Here is a 23,540-nt window from a genome sequence, read left to right on the forward strand (position 1 = left end):
GAGCGATTGTTCAGGGATTGTCGCAAGCCGCCGCAGGGGAGGCAAGCTGGGCGACGGGCGCTCAGCCTTGCGGCGGCGGCGGCGCCGCCCACGGCTCCTCGGTCGCGGCGTTCTCGATCGCGTTCTTTGCCTTGGCGGACACCGGCTGCTCGCCGATCACCTCGGAGAGCTTGCGCAGGGCTTCCTTGACGCCGTCCCCGGTCGCGCCGGAGAGCAGTAGCGGCGTCTTCTTGGCTGCGCGCTTCAGGCGGTCCTTCTGCTTTTTCAGCTCATCGGCATCGACCGCATCGATCTTGTTCAGCGCGACGATCTCGACTTTGTCGGCAAGCTGCCCGCCATAGGCTTCGAGTTCGTGCCGGACCGTCTTGTAGGCCTTGCCGGCATGCTCGCAGGTCGCATCGACCAGATGCAGCAACACGCGGCAGCGTTCGACATGGCCCAAGAAGCGGTCACCGAGGCCGGCGCCCTCATGCGCGCCCTCGATCAGGCCGGGAATGTCGGCGAGCACGAATTCGCGGCCATCGGCATTCACCACCCCGAGCTGCGGATGCAAGGTGGTGAAAGGATAGTCCGCGATCTTGGGCTTGGCGGCGCTGACCTTGGACAGGAAGGTCGATTTGCCGGCGTTGGGCAGGCCGACCAGGCCGGCATCCGCAATCAGCTTCAGCCGCAGCCAGATCCAGCGCTCCTCGCCCGGCTGGCCGGGATTGGCGTGGCGCGGGGCGCGGTTGGTCGGCGACTTGAAATGCGCATTGCCGAAGCCGCCATTGCCGCCATGAGCCAGCACGAAGCGCTCGCCCCGGGTGGCGAAATCGTGGATCAAGGTCTCCTTGTCCTCGTCGAAGATCTGGGTGCCGACGGGGACCTTGAGCACGATCGGCTTGCCGCCGGCGCCGTGGCGGTCCTTGCCCATGCCGTTTTCGCCCTTTTGGGCCTTGAAATGCTGCTGGTAGCGGTAGTCGATCAGCGTGTTCAGCCCATCGACGGCCTCGATGACCACATCGCCGCCACGGCCGCCATTGCCGCCGGACGGGCCGCCGAACTCGATGAACTTCTCGCGCCGGAACGCAACGCAACCGTTGCCGCCGTCGCCGGAGCGCACATAGACCTTGGCTTCATCGAGGAATTTCATGGGTCTTAGGTAGGCGAGGCGGGCCGCCACGGCAACCGCGGAGTTCGGCCTTTTCGGCCCAAACGCTTAATTCATGGGCTTGGAATTGAACTCGGAATCGAGCATTGCGTGGCGGTTGCGGCAGGATCGCGCCGCACGCGTAGCGGAACGCTGGAGCCGAAGCAGATGGCTTGGTAAGGCTGCACCATCATGAGCGTGCTCTCTCGACTCTCCACGTCCAACGATGAACGCGCCGCCCGGCTCGCCGGCATCGCCTTGATGCTGCTGTCGATCTTCATGTTCTCGTTCGGTGACGCCACCGGTAAATTCCTGGTCGGCACCTATTCGGTCGGGCAGCTCCTGGTCTTGCGCGCCTGTGCCGCCTTGCTGGTGCTCTCGCCGGTGATCTGGCGTCACCGCGCGCAGTTCCTCAAGCTGGAGCGGCCGTGGCTGCAGCTCGTCCGCGTGATCCTCTCGACGCTGGAGGTGGCGGCGTTCTTCCTTGCCACCGTCTACCTGCCGCTCGCGGACGTCATCACGTATTATCTGGCCGGGCCCATCTTCGTCACCGCGCTGTCGGCGCTGGTCTTGCGCGAGCAGGTCGGCTGGCGGCGCTGGAGCGCGATCCTGATCGGTTTCTGCGGCGTTGTGATCGCGCTGCGTCCGTCGGCGCAGACATTCAGCCTGCCGGCGCTGATCGCGCTCGGCGGCAGCCTTTCCTTCGCCGTGCTGATGCTGATCACCCGCTCACTGCGCGCCACCCCCGACATCGTGATGGCGTCCTCGCAATTCGTGGGCACCTTTTTGCTCGGTGCGGTCATGGCACCGTTCGGCTGGGTGACGCCGACGCCGGGAAGCCTGATGCTGTTCGCTGCGGCGGGCCTCATCTCGGTCACGGCGTTGTTCTGCGTCAACCGCTCCTTGAAGCTCGCGCCTGCATCGGTGGTCGTGCCCTATCAATATTCGATGATCGTGTGGGCGGTGATCTTCGGTTTCGTGGTGTTCGGCGATGTGCCGCATCCGGCGACGATCGCCGGTGCAGCGATCATCATCGGCGCCGGGCTTTACATCTATTTGCGCGAGCGCAGCCTCGGCAAGGACGAGGGTGCGGTCAATCCGCCGGTCTGAACCAACTCATCCTATCCAGGGAAGAAGCAGCTCATAGATCGCATCTGACCCGACGTCCGTTCTGAAGGCGCAGAGGAAGCTTAGCCCACTTGCCCCTTCGCCGAGAGCGGCACACGCTCGTAAGCCATGGGCAGGTTTACCGGTCGATAGTTGGGTATCTCGGCGATCCGCATCAACGCGCTCTCGTGGATGAAGGCGCCGTCGGGGATGAAGCGCGGTTCGCAGTCCGGAATGTAGAAGCCGAGATGCGATTTGCGCGCCGGCCATTCCTTGTATTTGTCCTTCTTCGGCAAGTATTCGAGCAGTCGCCAGGGGAGTGTCATCGAATCGTGGAGTTGGCCGCGAATGTCCGGCGCGACATAGGAAAACGGGCTGCCTTTGCGCTGCACGCCCCAGGCGAGCTGGTTCACCGTGCTCGGGTTGACGCTCAACCCCGCCGCGACGGCCTCGTCGATCATCCACAGCAGCGGAAATTTCGACAGCGCGGAATCCTTCTCCGGATAGCCGCCGCCGATGTCGCTATGCACGCCGGCGAACCACACCTGCTTGGAATCCTGCGGGCCGGAATGGACGTCGTTGAAGCGGACCGGCTTGTAGCTCTGCGGCTCGTCCCACTTCTTCAACCGGAACATGTAGCGGCGCTCGTCCATCGCGATCGCCTGCCGGAAGATCTTGACGCTCGGGTTCTGGATCGTGAAGGCGAGCTCCTCGAGGCTCGGCCAATAGAGGCGGTCCGGCCGCGGCACGATCACGCTTGCCACGGTGTCCCACACGCCGATGAAATGGATCGAGGGTGCGCGGGTCGACAAGATGCGGGCGAACTGCGCGGCGTGGTCGTTGCGGTTCTGCGGCAATGGGCCGTCCTCGTCGGCGGTTTCCGCCTTCGCCGTGACGCCGCGGCCAGCCTTCGGGTTGTCGCTCGAATATTTCTTGTAGGCGATCAGCCCGGATCCGGCGAGGTTCACCTGGTTTGGTGAGATCAGCCCGATCTTGTGGATCAGCCCGGCCAGCATGCGCACGGCGTAGGCGCCGCGGGAAAAGCCGAACAGGAAGACCCGGTCGCCCTCCTCGTAATGCTGCACCAGGAAGGCGTAGGCCGCGATGACGTTGTCGTCGAGCCCGTAACCGGTCATCAGCCCCAGCACCATGTTGAAATTGGCCTTGATGCGATGCCAAGTGTCCGGCTGCGACAAGGTGCCGACGCCGGGATCATAGAACACCGCCTGGTGCGGCGTGGTCCTGTCGGTCTTGCGCAGGCAGCGATAGAGCTTCAGCACGTTGGAGATATTTTCGCTGATCTCGTTGCCTGTGCCGTCACAGCAGATGACGATGTTCTTCATTGCGATTGTGGGCCTCCAGAATACGACCTTTGCGAGTGTAATGCATCTGGCGGAGTTTGAGGAGATTGGTTTTTGTGACAGTTGTACAGGTGCCAGAAACCGACGATTGTGCTGGTATAAGGAATTCAGAGGCGGTAGTCGGCGCGAACGACCGCCGGGAAGTTCGTTTTTTGCGAGCTGCGAGGGTCAGAGCTGTCTTAGTCCGTCGCCCTCATTCTGATATTCAATCGAAGTTCTGCACGAGAGTTTCTGCGTCTGCTGGGCCTCTCGGCGGGCGTGACAACAAAAACCTGCGGTGCTCCGTGCGCGCTATTGAATTAAATGATCGATTTCGGCCCACGCTGCGCTTGGTCTCCGCAACGCGCTCGTCCATCAGTACAGCTGCGGCTGAACGGAATGATCACCATATGCGAACCGCGAAACCGCATCGGACGGGAGTTGGATAAGGTAACTCCGCTGCGAAGCCGACAGGCAGCCGACGATGCGTTTTCCAGCATCAAACAGATAAGGCCGGGTCGTTCGACCCGGCCTTATCGGTTTGCTCAGGTTCCGTGAGCAGCCGGGCTCGGCCGCTGCTCTAAATCTCGTAGTCAGCTCGCCTTCGCGACGGGAGCGGCCTCGGCGGCCTTCTTTTCGATCTGGCGCTTCAGCTCCAGCGCACGCGGCGACAGCGTCGCGGCATTGGCCTTGAGCAGATACGCATCCAGTCCGCCATTGTGGTCGACGCTTTTGATCGCGTTGGTCGAGACGCGCAGACGCACGTTGCGGCCCAGCGCATCCGAGATGAAGGTCACGTTGCAAAGGTTCGGCAGGAAGCGCCGCTTGGTCTTGATGTTGGAGTGGCTCACCTTGTGGCCGACCTGGGGGCCCTTGGCCGTCAGTTCACAGCGCCGCGACATCGTTGCAAATCCTCTTTCATCCCCGCACCCGTAATCGCCGCTTTTGGCGCGCGGCGCGGGGGTCCAAAATTCGTCCAGTTCTCTCTGGGAGACGCGGACGTATAGGGGCGATGGGCGAATACGTCAAGTTTTTGAAGGCGGGTAACTGGCGCCTTTCGAGATGCGGTGGCTCCCGCCCTTTGCGCGACGCGGGTCAGGGGGTAGCCGTCAAAGTTCCGTTTTTCCAGGGCGGCGCCCGCAATCACCTACAAGTCAGAAATCTGACGCGAAATCAACACTGTAGACTCTGGCCGGTCACCATATAAAGAGCATAATCGGGGCGGTACGATAGGCTGGATGCCGTTGGCGCGGCCCAATAGACTTTCGGCCCCGCAAGGGACCCGGCGCGGGAAATGCCGCGCCGACGCCGAGTTGCGTTGTGCGTTGGATTTTTTCGCTTAAGTAACGAGGCGATCGCGCAGAGGTGCGCGAGCAGGCGTTTTGGCAGGACGGCCCTTTGAAGTGACCCATCGCGCAGCTCCCTTGATCGTCGCGCCCTCCTGTGGTCGCGGCCTTGCCCGCGGCGTCGCACGTGGCGCGACCATCGCGGTCGCGCTTGTCCTGGTGCTGTTCGCCGCCGTTCCACAAGCTTCCGCGCAGGGCCGCCTCGATGCCGTATATGAGGCGACGCTCGCCGGCATCCCGATCGGCAAAGGCACCTGGGCCATCGAGATCGGCGAGGATCAGTATGGCGCGGCCGCGCAAGGCGGCACCGCGGGGTTGCTGAAGAGCTTCTCGCAAGGTTCGGGCCAGGGCTCGGCACAGGGGCGGATCGTCAACGGGGCGCTGGTCGGCCAGAGCTACCAAGCCTCGACCACTGCGGGGAAGAAGTCCGAACAGATCCGCATCACGCTTACGAATGGTAACGTGAAGGAGTTCAGCATCGATCCGACGCCGCCGGTCGATCCCGACCGCATTCCGGTGACGGAGGCGCATAAGCGCGGCGTGTACGATCCGATGACCGCCTCGCTGTTGCGCGTCCCCGGCAATGGCGATCTGCTGACGCCGGAGGCCTGCCACGCCGGCGCGCCGGTGTTCGACGGCCGCATGCGCTACGAGCTCAAGCTCGATTTCAAGCGCCTGGAAAATGTGCGGGCCGAAAAGGGCTATCGCGGGCCGGCGTTGGTCTGTGCCATCTACTTCACGCCGGTGGCGGGCTATATTCCAGACCGGCCCGTGATCAAATATCTGGCCAGCGCGCGCAATCTCGAGATTTATTTCGTGCCGATCGCGGGGACCCGCATCCTGGTGCCGTTCAGGCTGGTGATTCCGACCCCGTTTGGAACCGGCGTGCTGGAGGCGACCAGCTTCGTCACCCAGGCCACCCCGCCGCGTGTGGCGAAAACGCAGTAGCGGCTCGCCCGCCGACTTTCCGCCAAAGGGAGACGGTCCCTCTGGATCGTCCGTTGTCGCAATTCCCGCGTGAATCCGTTTGACTCTTGCTCGAATCTGATTCGACTCGCGCTCCGAAAAAGCCGCGCCGAATCCGTCGCAAAACCGTTGCTTGTGGTTGCTCCAAAAACTTGATCTAGTGCGGTCTTTCACCTCACGCGCGAGATGTTGCGGTGAACGAAGCCGGAAAGCCGCCGGAGTCAGCGATTCGGGCGCGATTCGTTCTCCGGGCGTTCCGAAGCTTAAGGTGCGACACTATATGCGTAGCAAATTGACACAGCCGGGTGCGGTCGCGACCTTCTGAAATCGCTTCAAAACTCGGTTCCATCGCGTGTAACAGCACACGCGCACATCACGCCGGCAAAGACCTAAAATTAACGAATGGCCTTCTCGTCCTCTTCGGCTGCCTCGCCCTTCGAGCGCACGCCTGATCGTGCTCCGGGCTCCGGCGTCACCGCCGTGCTCGGTCCGACCAACACCGGCAAGACGCATCTCGCCATCGAGCGCATGCTTGCGCATTCGTCGGGGATCATCGGCCTGCCGCTGCGCCTGTTGGCGCGCGAGGTCTACAACAAGATCGTCGATCGCACCGGCTCCGACGCAGTCGCGCTGATCACCGGCGAAGAGAAGATCAAGCCGAAAAATCCGCGCTATTGGGTCTCGACGGTCGAAGCGATGCCGCGCGATCTCGACGTATCGTTCCTTGCCGTCGATGAGATCCAGATCGCAGCCGATCTCGAGCGCGGCCATGTTTTCACCGACCGCATTCTCAACCGGCGCGGCCGCGACGAGACGTTGTTGTTGGGGGCTGCAACGATGCGGCCGATCATCGAGCGGCTGCTGCCGGGCGCTTCGATGGTGACGCGGCCACGGCTGTCGCAGCTCGAATTCGCCGGCGACCGCAAGATCACGCGCCAGCCGAGGCGGACCGCGATCGTCGCCTTCTCGGCCGACGAGGTTTATGCGATTGCCGAACTGATCCGACGCCAGCATGGCGGCGCGGCGGTGGTGCTGGGCTCGCTATCTCCGCGCACGCGGAACGCGCAGGTGGCGATGTTCCAGAACGGAGATGTCGACTATCTCGTCGCCACCGACGCGGTCGGCATGGGCCTCAATCTCGACGTCGATCACGTCGCCTTTGCCTCCGACCGCAAATACGATGGCTATCAGTTCCGTCGTTTGACGCCCGCGGAATTCGCCCAGATCGCCGGCCGCGCCGGCCGGGCTACGCGAAATGGCACCTTCGGCACGACCGGACGTTGCGCGCCCTTCGAGCCCGAACTCGTCAATGTGCTGCAGAACCACACCTTCGATTCCGTGAAGGTGCTGCAATGGCGCAATGCGCGGCTGGATTTTTCGTCTTTGGGCGCGCTGCAGGTGTCGCTGGCTTTGCCGCCGGCGCATGAGGCGCTGACGCGGGCGCCCGTTGCCGAAGATTTGCGCGTGCTGGATCACGCGGCGCGCGACGCGGATGTGCGGGATTTGGCGCATGGCGCGGCGGCGGTCGAGCGGTTGTGGGAAGCCTGCCAGATCCCGGACTACCGCAAGCTGTCGCCGGCGGCCCATGCCGAGCTCGTCACCACGGTGTTCGGCTTTTTGATGCAAAAAGGGCGGATTCCGGACGCGTGGTATGCCGCTCAGGTCGACCAGGCCGACCGCATCGACGGCGATATCGACACGCTATCGGGCCGGATTGCACAAATTCGCACCTGGACCTTCGTCGCCAACCGGCCGGATTGGCTGGCCGATCCCGATTATTGGCAGGGAATTACCCGCGATGTTGAAAATAAATTGTCAGACGCCCTGCATGAACGGCTCACGGAGCGTTTCGTTGATCGTCGTACCAGTGTATTGATGCGGCGCCTGCGGGAGAACAGTGTTTTGAATACGGAAATCGGCAAGACTGGCGAAGTGATCGTCGAAGGGCATGCGATCGGCCGGCTGGATGGATTCACCTTCGCGCCCGACGCCGCCGAGGCCGGCTCCGAAGCCAAGGCCCTGCAGGCTGCGGCCCAGAAGGCTTTGGCCGGCGAGATCGAGGCCCGCGCTGAAAAGCTCTCCAACGCGCCCGATGAGCATTTCGTGCTCACCGCCGACGGTACGGTCCGTTGGACCGGGGATGCGGTCGCCAAGCTGGTGGCGGCTGACGACGCGCTGCATCCGCGCCTGCGCATCATCGCTGACGAGCGTCTTACCGGCGCTGCGCGCGACAAGGTCCAGGCGCGCCTCGATCTGTGGCTGAAGACGCATATCGAGAAGCTGCTGGGCCCGCTGTTCGAACTGTCCAAGGCGGAGGACATCACCGGCATTGCGCGCGGCATCGCCTTCCAGCTCGTCGAGGCGCTCGGCGTCATCGAACGCAGCAAAATCGCGAGCGAGATGAAGGATCTCGATCAGCCCTCGCGCGCAACCTTGCGCAAATACGGCGTGCGCTTCGGCGCCTATCACATCTACCTGCCGGCGCTGCTCAAGCCTGCGGCGCGCGCCCTCGCGGCGCTGCTGTGGGCGGAGAAGCAGGGCAATGTCGACATGTCCGCGCTGACCGGCGCGCAGCATCTGGCAAGCTCGGGGCGTACCTCTTTTCCCGTCGACAAGGCGCTGCCGCGGGACGCCTATCGCGTGCTTGGCTACAAGCAGGCCGGCGAACGTGCCGTGCGCGTCGACATTCTCGAGCGGCTGGCCGATCTGATCCGGCCTGCGCTGGCCTGGCGGGAAAATGCTCCTGGCGAGAAGCCTGCAGGCGCTTTCGACGGCCGCGGCTTCGTGGTGACGCAGGCGATGACCTCGCTGACGGGATCGGCCGGTGAGGATTTTGCCTCGATCCTGCGCGCGCTTGGCTATCGCATGGAGAAGCGCCCGCCGTTGCCGCCCAAGGGCGTTGAAAAGCCGACGGAAGCTCCGGCCGGCGAAGCGATGGCTGCTGACGCCGCCGCGAGCGAGGGGGCGGCGGTGGAAACCGCCGGCGCCGACGCTGCAGCACCGGCCATCGGCGACGATGCCGCCGCGGCGCCTGCGACCGAGGAGATGGTTCCGACGGTGGCTGAGGCCGCAGTGGCGCCGGTGGTCGAACAGGTCGTCGCTGTGCCGGAGCCGGTCGAGACGTCCGAACAGGCCGAACCGATCGCGACGGCGGCCTCCTTGCCAATGGTCGACTTCGCTCCGCCACCCGCGGAAGAGGCGGTGACGCCCACGTCGGAGCCGACCGTCGCCGAGTCCATTGTCGTCGAGTCCGAGCCCTCCGACGCAGCGCAGGCCGAAATCTCCGCCGAGCCGGAGGTCGTGAGCCCAGCAGCACCGGCGGAAGCCGCGTCCCCCGAAGCGACCGCAACTCCGGCGGCAGAGCCCGCCGAACCGCAGCTGGTCGAAGTCTGGCGTCCCGGCGGCCGTTCCGAGGAGCGACGCCCGCGCCATGAGCATCAGCGCCCCCGCCATCAGCGGCCGCATCAGGATCGCGGCCAACAGCCGGCCGGCGAGCATGCTGCAGGCGGGGCTGCCCCGGCCGAGGGCGAGTCTCGCGGCGAGCGTCGCCATGGTCAGGGGCATGGCCGCCGCGACCGCGTAAAGGAATTTGGCAAGGACTTTCGGAAGGGGCCGCGTCAGGGCACTGAAGGCCAGCCTCAAGGTCAAGCGCAGGGCGAAGGCGTGCAGGCGCGTGAGGACCGGGCCCCCCGCCGCGAGCACGACAGCAAGGGACGTGATCGCGACCGCGATCGTAACAAGGGCGGCAAGTTCGGCGGCGAGCGCGAGGGGCGCGGCGGCCGGGACTTCGGTAAGGGCGGCCGCGACAAGCGCGACGGCGGCCCGGCGCTCCGGCCCTACGCGTCGAGCGCCGGTTCGCGCGACCGCGATCGGCCGATCGATCCGAATTCGCCGTTTGCCAAGCTCGCTGCGCTGAAGGAGCAGCTCGCCGCGAACAACCGGAAGGACTGACGCGCGATCAGCAGGAAGGACGAGGCCAAGCCGGAGAGCCCGTCAGAGCGCCAGCGCCTCGACAAATGGCTGTGGCATGCGCGCGTGGTGAAAGCCCGCGCGAGCGCCGCTGCTCTCGTCACCTCCGGCCATGTCCGCGTCAACGGCGTCCGCGAGACCTCGCCGGGCCACGGCATCAAGCCCGGCGACGTGCTGACCATCGCGCTCGACCGCAGCGTCCGGATCCTGAAGGTGGTGGCGTTTGCGGAGCGACGGGGCGATGCGACCTCTGCGCGCGTGCTCTACGATGACTTGGCGGGCGGTTCGCAATAGCGTTTGCTGCACGACAAACCCGTTTCAGTTCTTTGCCCCGTTCACTTGCGGCCCACCACGTCCTGCGCTAGTGGTCCGACGCCAGCATTTGCTCCCCATCCGGGAAAGCACGTTTGCAAATGTGCAGGCCAGCTGATTTCTAGACCCGTTCCGGAGCCCTGGATGACTTACGTCGTCACTGAGAACTGCATCAAATGCAAATATACGGATTGCGTTGAAGTCTGCCCGGTAGACTGCTTCTACGAGGGCGACAATATGCTGGTCATCCATCCTGACGAATGCATCGATTGCGGTGTCTGCGAACCGGAATGCCCGGCGGACGCGATCAAGCCGGACACCGAGCCGGGGCTGGAAAAGTGGCTCGGGGTGAATGCCGAATATGCCAAGGCCTGGCCCAACATCACCCAGAAAAAGGATCCTCCCGGCGACGCCAAGGAACATGACGGCGAGGATGGGAAGTTCGGAAAATATTTTTCGCCCAATCCCGGAACTGGGGATTGAGCGCCTCCTCTCGGCTGAGGTCTGAGCTGCCGCGGGAGTGACGGCCGGTCCGTCGCCCGGCAAATTTGCCGGCTGCGAATCATTCCGCGGAAACAAGGATGTAAGACGATTTGGTGACGGCCCGAATGCTGCAATTGTCGGCACCGGGCGACTCGCCGTTTAACCCTAAGCACGCGGATCCGTCACAGAACCGCCCTTCCGCCTCTAAATCATTGATTTTTGCGGGAAATGTGCTATATATGGCACATTCTCAGAGCCGAACCCGGCCATGCGTAATTTTGGCCGCCCTTTTAGGTTCCCGCAACATCAAACAGGGGCGTGGCAGTTCCGCGCGCAGGCTGTGTCACAGAAAACGCGTAAAAAAAGTGCTTCCAAGAGTACCAAGAAGCCCGCCGCGGCCAGCCGCAGCGTTTCCAAGGGCCGTGCCCGGGCTCCTGTAAAGGAAGTTCGGGCTGCCGCAAAGGCCTCGGCTGCCAAATCCTCGAAGAACAAAAGAAGCGCAATGCCTGAAAAGACTGCCAAGACTGCCGCGAAAGCCACTGCTGCCAAGACTTCTGCCGTCAAGGCTTCTGCTGTCAAGAGTTCTGCCGCGAAGGTTGCCGCCAAGCCTGCCGTTGCCGCTCCTAAGCCCGCTGCCGCCCCCAAGGCGGCCGTCGCGGCGCCTGCGCCTGCCAAGACCGTGGCCGCCAAGCCGGCCGCGCCTGCTCCGCGCGTCGAGGAAAAGAAGCTGCCCACCCAGCGTCAGGGCTTCAAGACCAACGAATTCGTGGTCTATCCGGCGCATGGCGTTGGCCAGATCCTGGCCATCGAGGAGCAGGAGATTGCGGGCGCCAAGCTCGAACTGTTCGTCATCAACTTCATCAAGGACAAGATGACCTTGCGCGTTCCGACCGCCAAGGTCGCCAATGTCGGCATGCGCAAGCTGTCCGATCCGGCGCTGGTCAAGAAGGCGCTGGAGACGTTGAAGGGCCGCGCGCGTGTCAAGCGCACGATGTGGTCGCGCCGCGCCCAGGAGTATGAAGCGAAGATCAACTCGGGCGACATCGTTGCGATCGCGGAAGTGGTGCGCGATCTCTACCGTTCCGAGTCGCAGCCTGAGCAGTCCTACAGCGAACGTCAGCTCTATGAAGCGGCACTGGACCGGCTGTCGCGCGAGATCGCCGTCGTGCAGCACTCGACCGAGACCGAAGCGGTCAAGGAGATCGAGGGCCAGCTCGCCAAGAGCCCGCGTCGCGGCGCCAAGACGGAAGCCGATGCGGTTGCCGAGGGTGAAGGCGACGCCGAGGGCGATATCGATGATATCGACGGCGACGATACCGCTGTGGCCGACGAGGCGGCGTAACGCGTCACCCGCTCAATCGAATACGAAAGCCCGGCCCGCAAGGCCGGGCTTTTTGCTTGGGCAGCCATCGTCCTGAGCTTACTCGAACGTCCCTGGTCCGGCGGGTACGCCGCCGCGTCTGGCGTTGCTCAGGCCACGGCCTCCAGCTTGCTCCGCGCAGCCCTGATGTCCCGCACCGGCGGCAGGCCGAACAGCCGGCCATATTCGCGTGTGAACTGCGGCACGCTCTCATAGCCCACCGCGAACGCGGCGCTGCTTGCATTCATGCCCTCTGCGAGCATCAGCCGCCGCGCCTCGATCAGCCGCAGCTGCTTCTGGAATTGCAGCGGCGACAGCGAGGTATGCTTGCGGAAATACTGGTGGAAGGAGGATGGGCTCATGCCGGCAACGGCAGCGAGCTGCTGGACCGGCAGCGCCTGCGTGAATTCGGCGCGCAGCAACGCCACCGTGCGCGCGATACGTTGCGCATGGCTGTCCGGGCCGCCGAGCCTGCGGATTGCCGCGCCATGCCGGCCTGCCAGCAGCCAATAATGCATCTCGCGCACGAGCTGCGCCTGCAGCACGGGCAATGCGGCGGGCCGATCGAGCAGGCGCACCAGCCGCACCGCGGCGTCGGCGGCTTCCGCATCGGTCGGCTCAACCCGAACGGCGTGGCCATCGGCTTCTGCCGTGCCGTTCATCTGCGCAATCAGCTCGGCAACGAGCGCAGGATCAAGCTCCAGCACCAGGGAGAGGTACGGCGCGGCGATGCTGGCCCGCGTGATCTGGCTGACAGTGGGCACGTCGGCCGTGATGATCAGTGAAGCGCCGGCAGAAAACGCAACCCTCTGCTTCCCCATCGCGACATGCTTATCGCCCTGCACGACCAGGCAAACCAGCGGTCGAGAGATCGCATACACGAGCTCGCTGGGCGCGGTTGCACGCACCATCGTGAGCCCCGGGATCAGGGTCTTGGCGAGACCTGTGGCACCGGCATGGATAGCCGTGTAGCGGCTCACGGTGCTGAGCAGACTGGTCATGCAACGAGCCTAAACCGGCGCCGCCGGCGATGCATCCTCCTTCGGAGGATCGGGCAAGAAACGGCGAGCTTCTGGCAACCGCGGACGGCGCTGCGGCCCGATATCGGGGTGGTCAAATCCCGACTGGAGGCAGACATGACCAAGATCGCGCTCGTCACCGGCGCCAGCCGCGGGCTCGGCCGGGCCACTGCATTGCATATCGCCCGCCGCGGCGGCGATGTCATCCTCACCTATCAGCGCCACGCGGAGGAGGCGCAGGCCGTAGTCGCCGAGATCGAAGCGATGGGCCGCAAGGCGCTGGCATTTCAGCTCGACAGCGGCGACGTCGCGGCGTTTGCGCCGTTCGCCGAGACGCTGCGTGCCGCGCTGCGCCGGAGCTGGCAGCGCGACACCTTCGACCACCTCGTCAACAATGCCGGCCATGGCGATTACGCGCTGATCGCCGACACGACCGAGGCGCAGTTCGATCGGCTGATCGACGTGCACTTCAAGGGCGTCTATTTCCTCACTCAGGCGCTGCTGCCGCTGCTTGCGGATGGCGGCCGCATCGTCAACCTGTCCTCCGGACTGACGCGGACCTCGTTCCCCGGTTATGCCGCCTATGCGGCCGCTAAGGGGGCGGTGGAGGTGCTCTCGACCTACCTGGCCAAGGAGCTCGGCGGCCGTGGCATTGCCGTGAACACGGTGGCGCCGGGGGCGATCGAAACCGATTTTGGCGGGGGCGCCGTGCGCGACGACCCCGAGATCAACAAGGTGTTCGCCGGCATGACCGCGTTGGGCCGGGTCGGCCTGCCCGACGACATCGGTCCGATGATCGCAAGCCTGCTGTCGGAAGACAATCGTTGGGTCAACGCCCAGCGGATCGAGGTCTCCGGCGGTCAGGCGATCTGACCGGAACAGCAGCCAGACAGGAGATTGGCCATGAGCGCGAACGGCCGACATCTGGGAACGCTCGATCGTCTCTACGTGCTCGATGGCGGCGCTGCGATTGCTCCTGACCGGTCCGTCTATACGCCTGGGAAATGGTGCGGCGAACCGGTGACGCTGAGCTGCAACGCCTATTTGATGCGGCGGAACGGCGAATGGGTCCTCTGGGACACCGGGATCGACGAAGCCTTGGCCGAAGAGCCGCGGGGCAGGATCATCGCGCACGGCATCAGGGGCATCGTCGCCAGGCCCATCACGGCTCAGCTCGCCGATATCGGTCTCGCCGCGGCCGATATCGGGACGGTGCTGCTGTCCCATGCGCACTTCGACCACATCGGCAATGCCGGCCTGTTCGAGCGCGCGACCTGGTACATCCAGCGCCGCGAGCACGAAGCCATGTTCGGTGCTGATTATCGCCAGCATGGCTACACTCCGGCGCTCTATGAGGGTCTGGGGCAGGCCAAGGTCGAACTGATCGATGGTGATCTCGATCTGTTCGGTGACGACTCGGTTCGCGTGATCTCCACACCCGGCCACACACCCGGGCATTGCTCGCTACTGGTCCGTCTCGCCAACACCGGGCCGGTCTTGCTCTCGGGGGACGTCGCGCATGACGCTTACAACATGGCACATCGGCAGGTGCCGACTATGAATGCGAGCCGCGAGCTGTCGCTGGCCTCGATGGAGCGCATCGCAGCGATCGTCGATGCCGAGGGCGCGCAGCTCTGGTTGAACCATGATACCACCCAGTCGGCGACGCTTGCGCATGCGCCGGCGTATTTCGACTAGACGAGTGCCGGCTTGTCGTCGTCGCGACAACGAGGACGCAAATCGAAAGGCCTGCCCTGCTTGGCCGGTCACTCCACCACGATCTTGACGCGGTCGCGCACCTTGACCTGGGCATGGGCATCGAGCCCGTTGAGAACACGGAATCGCTCGACCGGGTGATCGAGGCCGGCCATGCGGTGCGCCAGCGAGTCCACCGTGTCGCCGGGCTGCACGGTGATGACCTTGATGCGCAGCGGCCGGGCCGACTGGATCTCGTCGAGGCTCAGGCGGCGGAACGAATTGACCGTCTCGCGCGCGTTGCGCTCGCTCTCCGTCGTCCGTTGCCGCATGGCAAAGATGAAGCGATAGACGTCGGTTCCGACGCGCAGCGCGTAGACCTTGAACTGCCAGGCATCGCCGCTCGCCGTCGTCGCGGCCGCTGGGAACCCGTTGATCGTGAGCTCCTCGGTCGCGGACTTGTCGACATTCTCCATCCAGCCCGAATTCAGGTAATCGCCGAGCGTCTGCTCGGCGGGCACCCGCACCACGTCGAAGCGCATCGCCTGGGCGCCGCCCTCGCGCACGCCGATCACCGCCTGTGCGGTGTTGTCGAGCGTGAAGTTCTCCGGCGCTTGGAAGGTGAAGCCGAGCTTGGGATGCAGGAAGCGCCGGCCGCGTACGAATCCCTCGCTGGGGTCCTCGCCATAGACAATGTTGTCGATGGCCCCGAGATAGGTCTCGCGATCGTGCTCCCTGGGGTCGGCAGAGGCATATTGCTTGGCGACCGCCTCGGCATTCTGCACCCGCTCCGGCGTTGCCGGATGCGAGGACAGGAAGTCCTGCGCCCGCGGATCGAACCCGATCTTGCCGGCCTTCAGCTCCGCGTTGCGCTCCATCGAGCTGAGGAACCGTGCCGCGCCAAACGGATCGAAATGCGCCTTGGCCGAGATGCCGACGCCGATGCCGTCAGCTTCGAATTCCTGGGCGCGCGAGAAGCTCGCCATCGTCAGCTTGGTCTTCGCCAGTGCCAGCGCGGTCAGATCGGGATCGTCGGAGCCGACGCGCGTCACGACGGCAACCTGGCGGGCCTGATCTTCACGGATCGCCGCATGGTGGGCGAGGACATGCGCCATCTCGTGGCTCAGCACCGAAGAGAGCTCGGAGGTGTCGTTGGCAAGCGCGATCAGGCCGCGGGTGACGTAAAGCTGGCCGGTCGGCAAGGCGAAGGCGTTGACCGCACCGGAATTCAGGATGGTCACCTTGTAGCTCTGCTCGGGATGGTCGGAGGCCGCCACCAGCCGGTCAACGATCTTGCCGATCAGGGATTCAAGCTGCGGGTCGTCGTACGAGCCACCATAGGTTGCGAGTATTCTTTCGTGTTCGCGATCGCTGGCGGGCGTCGTCTGGACGATGGCGGGCTTGGGGCGCGGTGTCGGCGTCGGTGCGGTCGTGGTCTGCAGCTTGCCCATGTAGCTGCAGCCGGCGAGCGCGAAGCCGAGGCATAGCAAAGCGGGCGCGACCCGAAGGCCGCTCCTCGTCGCTCTTCCACGCCAGTGCGCAAACCCTTTCACGTGGCTCCCCGGTAGCTTCGTCGTCAGTTGCTGTTCAAGACTTCGATCTGGGTCACCCTGGCCGCGTCGATGCGCGGTCCCGAGTTCGGCCCGGAATGCGCCTCTACCCAGCCGCGCACCCGAATCCGTCGTTGTTCCAAGGACTTTACGGCAAGGCCGGCCGACTCGAAGACCGGCAGCGCGCGCCTTGAAATAGTCACAGCGAAACCCCGTGTCCAGTTACGTGCGAAATTGAGGTACGTCGTCGCCCCTGCCTGTCGTACGGACAAGACCTTGCCTTCGACAACTGTAAATCGTCCGACCCGAGACAAAATATCGTCTGGACTTTCCGCGCTTTTTATGACGATGGCGTCTGCCCAGATGCCGCGTTTGTCGGCGCGGGCCTCGGATTCGGCGGCGGCGAGCGCCGCTGCGCAGTCCCTGTCGGCGATGTCGGTGGCCAGAAGCGCCTGCCCTCGCGCGAGCAACTCGCGCTGAACGAGCACATCCGAGCCTGCGATCGACACGAAAGCGCTCTGTCGCCCATAGCGGTCCGGCGCATCGTCGCTCCCGTACAGGACGACCTCGCGGCCATCGATCAGTTCGGCCAATCCATTGCTCGGGTTGCCGGTTGCAGTCGCCAGCTCAACGCCGGCGAGCTTGATTTCGCGACCATCGGATAAACGAAAGCTTCGCGCATCTACAACCTCGGTCACGCGTCCGTCGCCGAGCGATTCGAACGCGCACGGCGAGGCATCGCTTGCTGCCGGACCGGCAATCGCGAGCATAGTTGTGAAGATAAGAAAAAACGCGCTTTGCGTGTTCATCCTCGCAGCCGTCACCGGATTCGACGTCGGACGATCATCCCATACTTTCTCCATTCCACCGAATGGAAAACTGCAGCACGTCGCGATCTGAGCAGCACCGGCCGCTGCCCTTGCTGCTTGGCAAGCGCTGCGGCATGATCCGGCCAATCAATGATAAGGGCCGCCGCGATGACGGCGTCCGCCAGGGAGGTGATTTTAATGACGCGGATATTGTCGGGCGCGTTGGCGCCGTTGTTTGCATTGGCGTCCGTTCTCTCGCTCACGTCAGGTGCTGTGCATGCACAGGAGAAGCCGCCGCTGAAGATCGGCGGCGTCCTGGACATGTCCAGCCTTTACGCCGACATCACGGGCGTAGGCAGCGAGACGGCAGCCAAGATGGCGGTGGAGGATTTCGGCGGCGAGGTCCTTGGGCGCAAGATCGAAGTGTTGGCCGCCGACCATCTCAACAAGGCCGATCTTGCCGCCAACATCGCCCGCGACATGATCGACAATCAAGGCGTCGAGATGATCTACGACGTAGCAGCATCCGCCACCGCGCTCGCAGCGGGCGAGATCGCAAAAGCGCGCAACAAGATCATCATCTTCAACGGCCCGGGTTCGGTGCGGCTCACCAACGAGGCCTGCGGTCCTTATACCGTGCACTACGTGTTCGACACGTTTGCGCAGGCCAACGTCACCGGGCTTGCAGCGGTGAAATCCGGGCTCGACACCTGGTTCTTTCTCACCGCCGACTATGCCTTCGGCCAGGATCTGGAAAAAGACACCACCAATGTGATCGTGAAGTCCGGCGGCAAGGTGCTTGGCAGCGTGCGCCATCCGCTCAATACGTCCGATTTCTCATCCTTCCTGCTGCAGGCGCAGGCCTCGAAAGCGAAGGTCATCGGCCTTGCCAATGCCGGCGGCGACACCATCAACGCGATCAAGCAGGCCGCCGAATTCGGCCTGACCAAGAGCGGCCAGAAGCTGTCTCCGCTCCTCGCTTTCGTCTCCGACATCGACAGCGTCGGGCTCGAGACCGCGCAGGGGCTTCTCCTCGCCGAGGCCTGGTACTGGGACCTCAACGACGAGACCCGTGCCTTCACCAAGCGCTTCATGGCGCGCACCAAGCGCGTGCCGACTTCGGCGCAGGCCGGCGTCTATTCGTCGGTGCTGCATTATCTCAATGCGGTAAAGGCGGCCGGCACGACCGATCCGGCCGCCGTGATGAAGGTGATGAAGGCAACCCCGATCAACGACATGTTCGCCAAAGGCGGCCACATCCGCGAGGACGGCCGCATGGTGCACGACATGTATCTGTTCGAGGTGAAGAAGCCATCCGAATCCAAAGGCCGCTCCGATGACTACAAGCTGCTGGCGACGGTGCCAGGCGACCAGGCATTCCAGCCGCTGGAAGCCTCGCGCTGCGCGCTGGTGAAGAAATAGTCCGCCGTTGCGAGCGAGGCGGCTTCGCTGCTCGCAATGACGAACTGCGATCCCTGCAATGACAACGGAAAGTAAATCCGATGACCGCCAACGACACCGTCCTGCAGCACCTCGAGTCCGGCTTGCTCACGATTACGATGAACCGTCCCGAGCGGCGCAATGCGCTGAACGCCGAGATGACCACCGGTCTCGTTGCCGCCGCCCGCCGCGCCATGGAGGACCATGATGTGCGGGCGGTCCTGATCAAGGGCGCCGGCGGCACCTTCTGTGTCGGCGGCGACGTCAAGGCGATGGCCGAGGGCAAGGCGCCTCCGCCGTTCGAGAGCAAGGTTGCCATCCTGCGCGACCGCATGGAAGTCTCGCGCCTGCTGCACCAAATGCCCAAGCCTGTCGTGGCGCAGATCGATGGCGCTGCCGCGGGCGCGGGGCTCTCGATTGCGCTGGCCTGCGATCTCCGCGTCGCCGGCGCCTCCGCCAAGATCACCACCGCCTTCGCCAAGGTCGGATTGTCAGGCGATTTCGGCGGCACCTATTTTCTCACCCAGCTGCTCGGCAGCGCCAAAGCGCGTGAGCTCTATTTGACCTCGCCGCTCTTGAGCGCCCAGGAGGCTTACGCGCTCGGCATGGTGACGAAGGTCGTGCCGGACGCGGAGGTCGAGGCGGCCGCGCGCGAACTTGCGATGTCGTTGGCGCACGGGCCGACGGTGACGCTCGGCTATATCAAGCGCAACATCAACAACGCGGAGACATTGTCGCTCGAACACTGCTTCGATGCGGAGGCGATGCATCACTCTCGTTGCAGCGAGACCGCCGACCACATGGAGGCTGCGAAAGCCTTTGTCGAGAAGCGGCCGCCGGTGTTCCAGGGCAAATAGGTGCAACGTCGTCGTTGCGAAGCGCGAAGCGACGAAGCAATCCAGACCTCTTAGGTGTGTATCATGAGCTACCTGCATCTGCGCCAGGTCTGCCTGGTCGCACCGCGGCTCGAGCCCGTTGTGTCCGACATTGCGGAGATCATGGGACTCGAGGTCTGTTACCGCGATCCGCATGTCGGCAAATACGGCCTGGAGAATGCACTGCTGCCGGTCGATACGATCCTGCTGGAGATCGTCGCGCCGATCCGCGCCGGCACAGCCGCGGGACGCTTCCTGGAGAAGACCGGCGGGCAGGGCGGCTATATGGCGATCTTCGCCTGCGATGATCCGGACGCGCGTGCTGGCAACGCCAATGCGCTCGGCGTGCGGACGGCGAACGTGATCGATCATCCGCCCTATCACGGCGTGCAGCTGCATCCGCGCGACTGCCGCGCCGCCTTCATCGAGTTCAATCACACCACAGGCAGTGACGATATCCTTGGGTGTTATCCGCCGGCCGGACCCGACTGGCAGCGCGCGATCCGCAAGAACGTGACGATGGCGCTGACCGCGGTCGAGCTGCAGAGCCCCGATCCGTCGGGCCTCGCTGCGCATTGGGGCCGCATCCTCGAGATCGCGCCAACCGTCGAGGCCGGCGAGACGCCGCAGATCGATCTGCCAAACGCCCGCTTTCGCTTCGTGGAGGGTGACCGCGAGATCGTGAGTGGGCTGACGTTTCGCGCGGCCGATGCGAGGGGAATCTGTGCCGCTGCGCAGGCGCGCGGGCATTCGGTCGTGAACGGTGGTTTCTCGCTGGGTGGGGTGACGTTCAGGCTGCAGGCGTGACGTGGCCCTGTGGCCGGACCATAGGGCCGCATCGGTTGGCCTCTGCCCTCCAGGGAGCCTCTCTGGAGGGGGATGAGGCGAGGCGCCTAAATCGCCCGGCGCGCGGCGCTGGCCCAGTTCTTCAGCGAGGCCCAGACGTTGCGGGAGAGGCGGAACGCATCTACCGGCGCCGAGGAGGCCAGCACTTCGAAACGGTGCAGCTCGACCCCGGTCCACTGGAAGCCGCACTTCTCGAGGATGTTGCGCGAGGCGGGATTGGAGACGCGCGCATAGGCGAGCAGCGCGTCGTGCCCGTGCGCATCGAAGAAGTAGTCGATGATTGCGCGCGCGGCTTCGGTGCCGTAGCCGCGGCCCCAATAGGCGATGCCGAGCCAGTAACCGAGGGCAGGCAGGTCCGGCGCGCGCCAGTTCACGCCGACGATGCCGATCGGCTGGCGATCGGTCTCGATCAGGAAGGCCGTTTCCTTGCCGCCATCGGCGAGCCCGCGCACGAAGCTGACGGCGTCATCGGGCGTATAAGGATGCGGCAGGCGACGGGTGTTCTCGGCGATGCGGCGGTCATCGGCGAGACGGGCGATGGCTTTCACGTCCGCGAGCGTCGGCTGACGCAAGATCAGCCGCTCGGTCTCGAGGACGCAAGGTCTCGCCTCGCGAAAGGTCGATGTCGGGATCTCCTGCAGCATGTCGGGCTCCATCAACACGGCGACGGCAATATGACGCACGCAACGAAAAGGGGAGGCCGGTGTCCCGCCTCCCCTGGAGCCTTTTTGCGCTCCGCCGGTTCATCAGGACCCGGCGGACGTAATTTGATCCACCGTTATTCGGCCGCCTCTGCAGCCACCGGACGCACCGAAATGAAGGTGCGGTTGGACCGGTCATGAAATTCTACGACGCCCTCGACCTTGGCGAACAGCGTATGGTCGGTGCCCATGCCAACATTAAGGCCAGGGTGCCAGGTCGTGCCGCGCTGACGCGCAATGATGTTACCGGGAATCACGCGCTCGCCACCGAACGTCTTGATGCCAAGGCGTTTGCCTTTGGAATCACGGCCGTTGCGCGATGAACCGCCTGCTTTTTTATGAGCCATGGCTCGTCTCCGATCTCGCTTCTCTCTAGCTCAATTTGGCTGGAGAATCATTCACATTTGCGATGTGCGGACGTGAGGTCCGCGCGAATTGTCTGTCGATGTGGCGCGCTTGCGCCGCAATCCTTACTCGGCCGCGTCTGCCGCCGGTGCCGCAGCCTTGGCCTTCTTCGGCCGCGGGCCGATGGTCGGCTTGGCGTTGTCGGTCAAGATCTCGGTCACGCGCAGCACCGTCAGCTCGTCGCGGTAGCCGCGCTTGCGGCGCGAATTCTTGCGGCGACGCTTCTTGAACGCGACCACCTTGGGGCCGCGCTTGTGCTGCAGCACCTCGGCCGCGACCGTGGCGCCGGCCACGGTGGGGACGCCCAGCACCGGCGTGTCGCCGCCGACCACCAGCACTTCGGGAAGCTGCACGATCGTGCCGACTTCGCCTTCGATCTTGCCAATCTCGAGCACATCATCCGGAGCGACACGGTATTGCCGGCCGCCGGTCTTGATGACTGCGAACATCGTTCTATTCCTTCGTGTTCGATCCCGGCCTCGAGTCGAAACTGCGGGCCGGCTTCTTGTTCAGTCGTTATGGTTCGGTTTGGTCGTACCTCGACCGGTACGATCCTGCGCAGTTTCCAAGGGCAGAAAGCCCGCCAAATCCGCGCAAAAACAAGCGGCGCGGGAGGACCCACGCCGGATGAAGCGGCATTTATAGCCGCAAGGGTCGGTGAGTCAAGGTAAATGGCCGCCGGCCGCCTTCAACGAAACCAAACGGTTCCCTCCGCCGTTGTGTCCACCCAACACGCGAAAAGGGCAGGGACCAATGGCTGAGGACGTCATGACCTCCACCGGCATCGCCCGGCACGGCGCCACGCGACTGCCGTCGGTGGACATCGACAGCTTCAATATCGAGATCAAGGACGAGGACGGCTTTGTCGGCGACCGCGCCTCCAAGGGCGCCTTCCGCAAGATCTTCGAGCGCTGGCGCAAGCCGTTGCGTAAATCCGGCAAGGACCCGTTCGGCAAGGAGTCGTCCGACGAGATCCGCAAGAAGGTGCTCGACGAGATCCTGATCGGCGAGGACACCGAGGCGTCTGCGGTGGTGCATTCGGCGATCGAGGACTTCGCCCAGGAGCTCGCTTACGTCACCCGGCGTTTCCTGCGCACCAAGGCCTGGGCCGACACCGGATGCATCGTGGTCGGCGGCGGCTTTCGCGCCTCCCGGCTCGGCGAGCTTGCGATTGCACGCGCCGAAATCATCCTCAGGGACGAAGGTTTCGAGGTTGACCTGGTGCCGATCCGCTACGACCCGGATGATGCCGGGCTGATCGGCGCGCTGCATCTGGCGCCTTCCTGGATCTTCGAAGCCCATGACAGCATCCTGGCGGTCGATATCGGCGGCACCAATATCCGCTGCGGCGTGGTCGAGACTGGCGCCAAGAAGGCACCGGACCTCTCGAAAGCCTCGGTGTGGAAGTCCGACCTGTGGCGCCACGCCGACTACGAGCCGACCCGCGAAGGTGCAGTGAAGCGGCTGGCCAAGATGCTGAAGGGGTTGATCGAGAAGGCCGAGGCTGAGGGCTTCAAGCTCGCGCCCTTCATCGGCATCGCCTGTCCCGGCGTGATCGATGCGGACGGATCGATCGAGAAGGGCGCCCAGAACCTGCCGGGCAATTGGGAGAGCAGCAAGTTCAATCTGCCGAGCAGCCTGATCGAGGCGATTCCTATGATCGGCGGCCACGACACCGCGCTGCTGATGCACAATGACGGAGTGGTGCAGGGCCTGTCGGAGGTGCCGTTCATGCAGGGAATGGAGCACTGGGGCGTGCTCACCATCGGCACCGGGCTAGGCAACGCCCGCTTCACCAACCGTCACAAGGAGAACGGCAAGAAGGATAAGGACAAAGCGGACGACAAATCCGACGACAAGAAAGCCAAGAAGAAGAGCAAGGATTAGCTGCTCGGTATCGATATGCGCCCGTCCCCCTCTCATATTGTTGCGATGCAGCATAGAAGCGCGTGAAGGGTTGCTGCCGACAATCGTGGATTGCGCCAGGGCCTCAGTCGGCGCTTGTTGAAAAATATCTTGCAATCAATAGGATAGGGATAGTGCGCGGCCGCCGCCGGTAACCTTTACCGGTTAGGTTAAAGATCGCTTTTTAGACGTTAAGGATGAGTTTGCATTGCAGCGATCCGGCCTATGCCGCAAGGCTGCCTTGTCGCTCAGGCCAGCCGGATTGACCCCCGTCTCTTTCGGT

General features: G+C 64.1%; 22 protein-coding genes. 12 read left to right on the top strand and 10 right to left on the bottom strand.

Translation table 11 applies throughout. From position 1 onward, the window contains the following. Positions 1–61: 61 nt before the first annotated feature. Positions 62–1,132, bottom strand: coding sequence for a GTPase ObgE (gene obgE / locus QX034_RS13775; RefSeq protein ID WP_315702057.1), 1,071 nt, complete (start codon positions 1,130–1,132; stop codon positions 62–64). Between the two features lie 189 nt (positions 1,133–1,321). Between obgE and QX034_RS13780 the strand changes: the two genes are divergently transcribed. After that, positions 1,322–2,239, top strand: a complete 918-nt coding sequence (locus tag QX034_RS13780) for a DMT family transporter (RefSeq protein WP_315702056.1) — start codon at positions 1,322–1,324, stop codon at positions 2,237–2,239. Between the two features lie 80 nt (positions 2,240–2,319). Here QX034_RS13780 and QX034_RS13785 read toward each other — a convergent pair whose 3' ends face one another. Further along, on the bottom strand, positions 2,320–3,579 hold the full coding sequence (locus QX034_RS13785; protein ID WP_315702055.1) for a DUF2235 domain-containing protein: 1,260 nt from the start codon (positions 3,577–3,579) through the stop codon (positions 2,320–2,322). Positions 3,580–4,169: 590 nt separating this feature from the next. Continuing rightward, positions 4,170–4,478 (bottom strand): 50S ribosomal protein L28, encoded by a 309-nt coding sequence (gene rpmB, locus QX034_RS13790; protein ID WP_315702054.1) that lies wholly within the window; start codon positions 4,476–4,478, stop codon positions 4,170–4,172. 582 nt (positions 4,479–5,060) lie between these two features. On the opposite strand from rpmB, the gene QX034_RS13795 reads away from it, so the two are divergent. The 5 genes from QX034_RS13795 (at position 5,061) to QX034_RS13815 (ending at position 11,994) form a co-directional block, all read left to right on the top strand. Next, positions 5,061–5,870, top strand: coding sequence for a DUF3108 domain-containing protein (locus tag QX034_RS13795; protein ID WP_315703126.1), 810 nt, complete (start codon positions 5,061–5,063; stop codon positions 5,868–5,870). Positions 5,871–6,290: 420 nt separating this feature from the next. After that, positions 6,291–9,839 (top strand): helicase-related protein, encoded by a 3,549-nt coding sequence (locus QX034_RS13800; protein WP_315761459.1) that lies wholly within the window; start codon positions 6,291–6,293, stop codon positions 9,837–9,839. 84 nt (positions 9,840–9,923) lie between these two features. Then, complete coding sequence (locus QX034_RS13805) at positions 9,924–10,151, top strand: S4 domain-containing protein (RefSeq protein ID WP_315702052.1); 228 nt, start codon at positions 9,924–9,926, stop codon at positions 10,149–10,151. 162 nt (positions 10,152–10,313) lie between these two features. After that, positions 10,314–10,652, top strand: coding sequence for a ferredoxin FdxA (fdxA, locus tag QX034_RS13810; protein ID WP_315767648.1), 339 nt, complete (start codon positions 10,314–10,316; stop codon positions 10,650–10,652). Positions 10,653–11,154: 502 nt separating this feature from the next. Continuing rightward, positions 11,155–11,994, top strand: coding sequence for a CarD family transcriptional regulator (locus QX034_RS13815; RefSeq protein WP_315702050.1), 840 nt, complete (start codon positions 11,155–11,157; stop codon positions 11,992–11,994). A 128-nt stretch (positions 11,995–12,122) separates the two neighbouring features. Here QX034_RS13815 and QX034_RS13820 read toward each other — a convergent pair whose 3' ends face one another. Beyond that, the gene (locus QX034_RS13820; protein WP_315702049.1) at positions 12,123–13,013 is read right to left on the bottom strand and encodes an AraC family transcriptional regulator; all 891 of its coding nucleotides are present in this window, start codon (positions 13,011–13,013) and stop codon (positions 12,123–12,125) included. Between the two features lie 135 nt (positions 13,014–13,148). Between QX034_RS13820 and QX034_RS13825 the strand changes: the two genes are divergently transcribed. Both QX034_RS13825 and QX034_RS13830 read left to right on the top strand, forming a co-directional pair. Beyond that, positions 13,149–13,904: an SDR family NAD(P)-dependent oxidoreductase gene (locus tag QX034_RS13825; protein WP_315702048.1), complete on the top strand. Its 756-nt coding sequence runs from the start codon at positions 13,149–13,151 to the stop codon at positions 13,902–13,904. Between the two features lie 30 nt (positions 13,905–13,934). Next, positions 13,935–14,729 carry an N-acyl homoserine lactonase family protein gene (locus tag QX034_RS13830; RefSeq protein WP_315767647.1) on the top strand — a complete coding sequence of 265 codons (795 nt, stop codon included), beginning with the start codon at positions 13,935–13,937 and terminating at the stop codon, positions 14,727–14,729. Between the two features lie 68 nt (positions 14,730–14,797). On the opposite strand, the gene QX034_RS13835 is transcribed toward QX034_RS13830, so the two are convergent. The 3 genes from QX034_RS13835 to QX034_RS13845 all read right to left on the bottom strand — a co-directional run bounded on the left by QX034_RS13835 (position 14,798) and on the right by QX034_RS13845 (position 17,408). Continuing rightward, on the bottom strand, positions 14,798–16,177 hold the full coding sequence (locus QX034_RS13835) for a M48 family metalloprotease (RefSeq protein ID WP_315703125.1): 1,380 nt from the start codon (positions 16,175–16,177) through the stop codon (positions 14,798–14,800). A 125-nt stretch (positions 16,178–16,302) separates the two neighbouring features. Beyond that, complete coding sequence (locus QX034_RS13840) at positions 16,303–17,085, bottom strand: thermonuclease family protein (protein WP_315761457.1); 783 nt, start codon at positions 17,083–17,085, stop codon at positions 16,303–16,305. Between the two features lie 11 nt (positions 17,086–17,096). Beyond that, entirely contained in the window at positions 17,097–17,408 is a 312-nt protein-coding gene (locus tag QX034_RS13845; protein WP_315703199.1) for a hypothetical protein, read from the bottom strand. On the opposite strand from QX034_RS13845, the gene QX034_RS13850 reads away from it, so the two are divergent. From QX034_RS13850 to QX034_RS13860, 3 genes are all read left to right on the top strand, one after another. Then, positions 17,296–18,507 (top strand): ABC transporter substrate-binding protein, encoded by a 1,212-nt coding sequence (locus QX034_RS13850; RefSeq protein ID WP_315703124.1) that lies wholly within the window; start codon positions 17,296–17,298, stop codon positions 18,505–18,507. The two genes, QX034_RS13845 and QX034_RS13850, sit on opposite strands and share 113 nt — an antisense overlap. Positions 18,508–18,587: 80 nt before the next feature. Further along, positions 18,588–19,382 (top strand): enoyl-CoA hydratase, encoded by a 795-nt coding sequence (locus QX034_RS13855; RefSeq protein ID WP_315702045.1) that lies wholly within the window; start codon positions 18,588–18,590, stop codon positions 19,380–19,382. Between the two features lie 63 nt (positions 19,383–19,445). Next, complete coding sequence (locus tag QX034_RS13860; protein WP_315702044.1) at positions 19,446–20,207, top strand: hypothetical protein; 762 nt, start codon at positions 19,446–19,448, stop codon at positions 20,205–20,207. A gap of 86 nt (positions 20,208–20,293) precedes the next feature. Here the strand turns inward: QX034_RS13860 and QX034_RS13865 are convergent, their stop codons facing one another. From QX034_RS13865 to rplU, 3 genes are all read right to left on the bottom strand, one after another. Next, positions 20,294–20,890: a GNAT family N-acetyltransferase gene (locus QX034_RS13865; RefSeq protein WP_315702043.1), complete on the bottom strand. Its 597-nt coding sequence runs from the start codon at positions 20,888–20,890 to the stop codon at positions 20,294–20,296. A 134-nt stretch (positions 20,891–21,024) separates the two neighbouring features. Then, positions 21,025–21,294, bottom strand: a complete 270-nt coding sequence (gene rpmA / locus QX034_RS13870) for a 50S ribosomal protein L27 (protein WP_315702042.1) — start codon at positions 21,292–21,294, stop codon at positions 21,025–21,027. A gap of 123 nt (positions 21,295–21,417) precedes the next feature. Continuing rightward, entirely contained in the window at positions 21,418–21,801 is a 384-nt protein-coding gene (rplU, locus tag QX034_RS13875) for a 50S ribosomal protein L21 (RefSeq protein ID WP_315702041.1), read from the bottom strand. A 304-nt stretch (positions 21,802–22,105) separates the two neighbouring features. Here rplU and QX034_RS13880 point away from each other — a divergent pair, with 304 nt between their 5' ends. Beyond that, positions 22,106–23,239, top strand: coding sequence for an ROK family protein (locus QX034_RS13880; protein ID WP_316195476.1), 1,134 nt, complete (start codon positions 22,106–22,108; stop codon positions 23,237–23,239). Positions 23,240–23,540: the final 301 nt, after the last annotated feature.

Source organism: Bradyrhizobium sp. SZCCHNR3119 (genome assembly GCF_032487775.1).
In the GTDB taxonomy this organism is placed as follows: domain Bacteria; phylum Pseudomonadota; class Alphaproteobacteria; order Rhizobiales; family Xanthobacteraceae; genus Bradyrhizobium.

Coding starts and splice junctions, on each gene's coding strand:
- obgE (WP_315702057.1), bottom strand. CDS start 1,132: ATGAAATTCCTCGATGAAGCCAAGGTCTATGTGCGCTCCGGCGACGGC.
- QX034_RS13780 (WP_315702056.1), top strand. CDS start 1,322: ATGAGCGTGCTCTCTCGACTCTCCACGTCCAACGATGAACGCGCCGCC.
- QX034_RS13785 (WP_315702055.1), bottom strand. CDS start 3,579: ATGAAGAACATCGTCATCTGCTGTGACGGCACAGGCAACGAGATCAGC.
- rpmB (WP_315702054.1), bottom strand. CDS start 4,478: ATGTCGCGGCGCTGTGAACTGACGGCCAAGGGCCCCCAGGTCGGCCAC.
- QX034_RS13800 (WP_315761459.1), top strand. CDS start 6,291: ATGGCCTTCTCGTCCTCTTCGGCTGCCTCGCCCTTCGAGCGCACGCCT.
- fdxA (WP_315767648.1), top strand. CDS start 10,314: ATGACTTACGTCGTCACTGAGAACTGCATCAAATGCAAATATACGGAT.
- QX034_RS13815 (WP_315702050.1), top strand. CDS start 11,155: ATGCCTGAAAAGACTGCCAAGACTGCCGCGAAAGCCACTGCTGCCAAG.
- QX034_RS13820 (WP_315702049.1), bottom strand. CDS start 13,013: ATGACCAGTCTGCTCAGCACCGTGAGCCGCTACACGGCTATCCATGCC.
- QX034_RS13825 (WP_315702048.1), top strand. CDS start 13,149: ATGACCAAGATCGCGCTCGTCACCGGCGCCAGCCGCGGGCTCGGCCGG.
- QX034_RS13830 (WP_315767647.1), top strand. CDS start 13,935: ATGAGCGCGAACGGCCGACATCTGGGAACGCTCGATCGTCTCTACGTG.
- QX034_RS13835 (WP_315703125.1), bottom strand. CDS start 16,177: ATGGGCAAGCTGCAGACCACGACCGCACCGACGCCGACACCGCGCCCC.
- QX034_RS13840 (WP_315761457.1), bottom strand. CDS start 17,085: ATGAACACGCAAAGCGCGTTTTTTCTTATCTTCACAACTATGCTCGCG.
- QX034_RS13845 (WP_315703199.1), bottom strand. CDS start 17,408: ATGTCCAGGACGCCGCCGATCTTCAGCGGCGGCTTCTCCTGTGCATGC.
- QX034_RS13855 (WP_315702045.1), top strand. CDS start 18,588: ATGACCGCCAACGACACCGTCCTGCAGCACCTCGAGTCCGGCTTGCTC.
- QX034_RS13860 (WP_315702044.1), top strand. CDS start 19,446: ATGAGCTACCTGCATCTGCGCCAGGTCTGCCTGGTCGCACCGCGGCTC.
- QX034_RS13865 (WP_315702043.1), bottom strand. CDS start 20,890: ATGCTGCAGGAGATCCCGACATCGACCTTTCGCGAGGCGAGACCTTGC.
- rpmA (WP_315702042.1), bottom strand. CDS start 21,294: ATGGCTCATAAAAAAGCAGGCGGTTCATCGCGCAACGGCCGTGATTCC.
- rplU (WP_315702041.1), bottom strand. CDS start 21,801: ATGTTCGCAGTCATCAAGACCGGCGGCCGGCAATACCGTGTCGCTCCG.
- QX034_RS13880 (WP_316195476.1), top strand. CDS start 22,106: ATGGCTGAGGACGTCATGACCTCCACCGGCATCGCCCGGCACGGCGCC.